General features: G+C 49.1%; 4 protein-coding genes. 3 read left to right on the top strand and 1 reads right to left on the bottom strand.

Translation table 11 applies throughout. The features are described from left to right. Positions 1–81: 81 nt before the first annotated feature. Positions 82–1,452, bottom strand: a complete 1,371-nt coding sequence (locus RN22_RS23990; protein ID WP_002539320.1) for a cache domain-containing protein — start codon at positions 1,450–1,452, stop codon at positions 82–84. Positions 1,453–1,684: 232 nt separating this feature from the next. Here RN22_RS23990 and RN22_RS23985 point away from each other — a divergent pair, with 232 nt between their 5' ends. The 3 genes from RN22_RS23985 (at position 1,685) to RN22_RS23975 (ending at position 4,725) form a co-directional block, all read left to right on the top strand. Further along, the gene (locus RN22_RS23985; protein WP_046308451.1) at positions 1,685–2,740 is read left to right on the top strand and encodes a TRAP transporter substrate-binding protein; all 1,056 of its coding nucleotides are present in this window, start codon (positions 1,685–1,687) and stop codon (positions 2,738–2,740) included. A 70-nt stretch (positions 2,741–2,810) separates the two neighbouring features. Beyond that, entirely contained in the window at positions 2,811–3,353 is a 543-nt protein-coding gene (locus RN22_RS23980) for a TRAP transporter small permease subunit (protein ID WP_002539322.1), read from the top strand. Then, a complete protein-coding gene (locus RN22_RS23975; RefSeq protein ID WP_046308450.1) occupies positions 3,340–4,725 on the top strand; it encodes a TRAP transporter large permease subunit in 1,386 nt (461 codons plus the stop codon). Before RN22_RS23980 ends, RN22_RS23975 begins: the two co-directional genes overlap by 14 nt. Positions 4,726–4,865: the final 140 nt, after the last annotated feature.

The raw sequence follows: 4,865 nt of genomic DNA, 5'->3' as shown, positions 1-4,865 counted from the left end.
AGCCTCTGCCTTGCACAAAACCCCCACAAACTGCTGCAAAAACCATCACCAAAGGTCAACAGCCCCTAGAAACATTCCGCTTTAGACTGCAATCGGAACAATGGCCCGCACTTCCGTTCCTTGGTCTTGCAAGCTGCTGATAGAGAAGGTGCCATCAAGGTTCTCGATGCGTTCTCTCATATTCTTTAAGCCCATCGACTGGCTGGTGTTCGACACTCTATGTTCTTCGAATCCGATGCCGTCATCAGCGACGGTGAGCACGATTTCACCTTCTTCTTCCTGCAAAATCATGTCTACGGCTTTCGCTTTGGCGTGTTTTTCTGCGTTGTGAAGCGCTTCCTGAGCAACACGGAACAAGGTGATTTCAGCCGATTTCGACACGTTTCTCATGTCCAGATGATGCTCAAACAACACTGTCATACCAGAGCGCTGCGAGACTTCTTTGGCGAGATCTTCCAATGCTACCAATAGCCCCAAGTCATCAAGCAATGCAGGACGTAGGTCTTTGGATATTCGACGAAGCTCGCGAACGGCTTCGTTGAGAGTCGATTGGCCTAATGCGATGTTCTCTTCCCGTTCTTTGTCGGTTCTGGCTTCTTTGATGTTATCGAGGCGGTATTTCACTGACACCAGAATCTGGTTAATACCATCATGCAGTTCCCTGGCGACACGGGTGCGTTCTTCTTCCTGTGATTCAATCAACTGACGGTTAAGAGCTTGCAGCTTTTGGTCGGCCAGTTCTCGGGCATTGATGTGAATGCTGGTGGCAAGGCTTGCCATGATGCCAATGGTGATCACCAACGCAATCCCCAGACCGATAAAGGTTTTGCTGATGGTTTCGTCAATTTTGCTGTGAACAGATTCGACCTGAATCTCGATGTCATCGATATACACACCGGTTCCCACCATCCAGCCCCATTTATCGAGCCCAATGGCGTAGCTGAGCTTTTTAACTTGCTCTTTACGGGAAGGTTTGTGCCAGTAGTAATCCACAAAGCCACCACCTTGTTGGGCGGTGTGGATCAGTGCCTGAAGGAGTTTGAAGCCTCGAGCGTCTTCTACTTCCCATATGTTTTGGCCGACGAGTTCGGGTTGATAGGGAAGCACAAGGTTTGTGCCATCGTAGGTGTATGCGAAGAAATAGCCATCCTCGCCGTATGTGAGGTTATTCAAAATATCGATGACTTGCTGTTTAGCATCTTCATCATTTTCGCCAGCGGCATCATAAACCGGAGAAATAGATGCGCGAGCGAGTTCTACGTATTTCAGCAATTCTTGTTTCTTGGACGCCAGCGTTTCCGAGCGAATGAGATTAGCCTGATTCTTAGACAGACTATCTGACTGAATGACTACCAGCCCGATAATCAGACCAAACATCAAGAGCAAAGGAAGCATTGCCAGCACCAGCAATTTCATCCTGATCGGCATCGTCATGCCTGATAATTTTGTCACTATCACTCCGTTAGCTTCGTAAAAAATCGCTTTGCTACGTAGAACTACGTACAGCGATTACGCAATGCTATGGACGCTAAGTCCGTTTTCTACCTGATATTTTTTTATTTGTTGCAGGCATAGTCTAGATGGTAACAACTTTTTAACAGCGTCAATGTGCTCTAAACCTCAACCCTACATGCAGCATTTTTATACATCCTAAATAGTGAAGCTGCGCACCAAGGAGTGGACAATGAAAACGTCAATCTCGACCCCTATTAAGGCAATCGCTTTAGCAACACTTTGTTTTTCAGGCTCAGCGCTGGCTGACAAAGTATTGCTAAAAACGCCTATTGCTTTCGGCACTCACTTACCAGCTCTTGGCACCCCAATTAAGTGGGTCTCCGAACGCATTCAGCCTGTGTCAGGCAACACCATCAAAATGAAAGTCTACGAGCCGGGTAAGCTGGTGGCACCACTGGAAATTCTTGATGCGGTATCCAGCGGTAAAGTGAATTCCGGGTACGCGACTGCAGGTTACTGGCAAGGGAAAATGCCGGCAGCGGCTTTGTTCTCTGCTGTACCTTTTGGCCCTGAAGCACCGGAATACATGGCGTGGATGTTCTACGGCAACGGCCTGAAACTGTATCAAGGCATGTATGACGAGGCGGGCTATAACGTGAAAGTCTTGCCTTGTGCGATCATTTCACCTGAAACATCAGGTTGGTTCAAAAAACCTATTGAGAAGCCTGAAGACTTAAAAGGCCTGACCATGCGCTTCTTTGGTCTCGGTGGTCAGGTCATGGAAAAACTCGGTGTCGGCACGGTTCAACTTCCGGGTGGCGAGATCTTCGGTGCGCTGGAAAAAGGTGCCATTGACGCGAGTGAGTTCTCCCAGCCAGCTATCGACCAACGCCTGGGCTTCCATAAGATTGTTAAATACAACTACTTCCCAGGCTGGCACCAGCAGGCCACCATGTTTGAACTTCTGATCAACAAAGACACCTGGAACAAGATGGATGAAGATCAGCAGTCTGCTGTTGAAACACTGTGTTTGGCTTCAATGACGAACTCGATTGCCGAAGGTGAAGCGATGCAGTTTGAAGCGATGCAAAAAGCGCAGGAGCAGGGTGTTGAACTCCGCTACTGGAATGACGAAATGCTGAACTTGTTTGAATCTACCTGGCTGGAAGTGGTGGAAGAGCAGAAGAAAGACCCTTACTTCGCAAAAGTATGGGCTGACATGTCTGACTTCCGTAAGAACTACCAGATCTGGGAATCGAAAGGGTTCCTGCCGCGCGGTCAATAACAGGCTGTGTGGTTTTTGGGCAGCAGGATGCTGCCCACTTTTCCTTTTTCTATGGGTGTAGGAGTTCGTTATGACCCAGCCTTCTCACTCACTCCCTGCTTCACCACTTGCAGACAGCATTGAGCATGTCGTCCGGGTTGTCGGACGCACACTGGCTTGGAGCTATTTGGTTCTGGTTCTGGTAATCATCACGCAGGTAGTGCTTCGAAAAGTTTTCAACAATGGCCAAATTGCGCTGGAAGAGTTGCAGTGGCACCTCTATGCCATCGGTGTGTTGTTTGGTTTGTCTTATGCCGAGATCACCGGAACGCACGTTCGGGTCGATATTTTCTATCACCGCTTTTCGCAGAAGACAAAATCCTGGATAGAAATTATCACTGTGCTGTTCTTCGTCTGGCCGTTTATGTACGTCATCTTCATTCACTCCCTCGATTTCGTGTACGAAGCCTGGCGGGTGAATGAGCGTTCCAATGCGCCGTCCGGTTTGCCTTGGCGATGGTTGATCAAATCTGCGATTCCATTCAGTGCGGCTTTGTTGGCTTTTGCCAGCCTTGCCCGATTGCTCCGTGCTGTGGCTTACCTGAGAAAAGGAGGTTCGCATGGAAGCGAATGAGATTCTTATTCTGGCGATGTTCGGCAGTTTTATTGTGCTGCTGTTTATCGGTATTCCAGTCGCATGGGTATTGGGCGGCGTGGGCGTGGCGTTTGCCTTCATTGGCTATTACAGCGATATCTACCTCGACACTTGGACAGGGTTGGATTTCACGACCCTTGGGCTTGTGGTTAACCGCCTCTACAAAATCATGGACAACTGGATATTGGTGGCCTTGCCGATGTTCATTTTCATGGGGAACATGCTGGATAAATCCGGTGTGGCGGATCGCTTGATGCATGCGATGCAGGCGTTGTTTGGCCGCGTACATGGCGGTTTGGCAATTACCGTGATGGCAATTGGTATCATCCTCGCTGCGTCGACAGGGATTATCGGTGCATCGGTGGTGTTGCTGGCGACCATGTCTCTGCCTGCCATGATGAAGCAGGGTTATAACCTTCCATTAGCACTGGGTACCGTCGCCTCGGCAGGCACACTCGGGATCTTACTGCCGCCTTCTATCATGTTGGTGATCATGGCGGATCAGTTGGGGCTTTCCGTGGGTGACCTCTTTATGGGGGCCATGTTCCCGGGTTTAATGCTGGGCGCGATTTATATTGTGTACCTGCTGATCATGGGGATGGTGAAGTCAGATTCTTTGCCTTTACCGGAAGATGCCAAAGGCGTTGATTGGGCAGTCATCAAAGATGTAGCCAAAGCGATTGTGCCAACCTTCATGCTGATCATTGTGGTGTTAGGCTCTATCTTTGCGGGGATAGCGACACCAACGGAAGCTTCTGGTGTGGGTGCATTCGGTGCGATTTTGCTGGCGGTTTACTACAAACGTTTCTCGTTCGCGGTGCTGAAAGAAGTGCTGCTCGACAGCTACAAAACCACCGCTTATATCTTCGCGATATTTATTGGTGCGACCTGTTTTGCATTGGTGTTGCGTGAACTTGGCGGCGACGAGTTTATCGAAAGTGCTTTTGAAGCCTTGCCATTTGGTCCTTACGGCATTGTGGCTTTCATTCTGTTGGTGATTTTCCTGCTGGGTTTCTTCCTCGACTGGATTGAAATTACCCTGATTGTGCTACCGCTGCTAGCACCTGTGGTGTTGGGCCTAGATTTGAGCATTGGTGATTACCCGGGGCTGGATAATCCAGAGTTGGTTTGGTTTGTGATGCTGGTGGCGATGGCTTTGCAGACGAGCTTCTTAACACCCCCCGTCGGGTTTGCTTTGTTCTACCTGAAAGGCGTATGTCCACCGGAAGTGAAACTGATGGATATCTATAAGGGTGTGATTCCTTTCATTATCCTTCAGCTGCTGGCTTTGGTGATGCTGGTGTTCTGGCCGAACCTGGTACTCTGGCTACCGTCGATTGCTTATGGTTAATCTGGGCTAACCAACACAGTTCAACAAATCCTTGCCACAAAGAAAAAGCCGACTTTTCAGTCGGCTTTTTACTTTCTAGGGGCTGTTGACCTTTGGTGATGATTTTTGCAGCAGTTTGTGGGGATTTTATGCAAGGCAGA

It is taken from the genome of Grimontia sp. AD028 (assembly GCF_000973155.1).
Taxonomy (GTDB): Bacteria; Pseudomonadota; Gammaproteobacteria; order Enterobacterales; family Vibrionaceae; genus Enterovibrio; species Enterovibrio indicus.
This window is presented reverse-complemented; position numbering and strand designations above follow the sequence as displayed.

What these genes read in the sequence shown, in the direction of transcription:
- RN22_RS23975 (WP_046308450.1), top strand. Translation starts at nt 3,340, where the DNA reads ATGGAAGCGAATGAGATTCTTATTCTGGCGATGTTCGGCAGTTTTATT.
- RN22_RS23980 (WP_002539322.1), top strand. Translation starts at nt 2,811, where the DNA reads ATGACCCAGCCTTCTCACTCACTCCCTGCTTCACCACTTGCAGACAGC.
- RN22_RS23985 (WP_046308451.1), top strand. Translation starts at nt 1,685, where the DNA reads ATGAAAACGTCAATCTCGACCCCTATTAAGGCAATCGCTTTAGCAACA.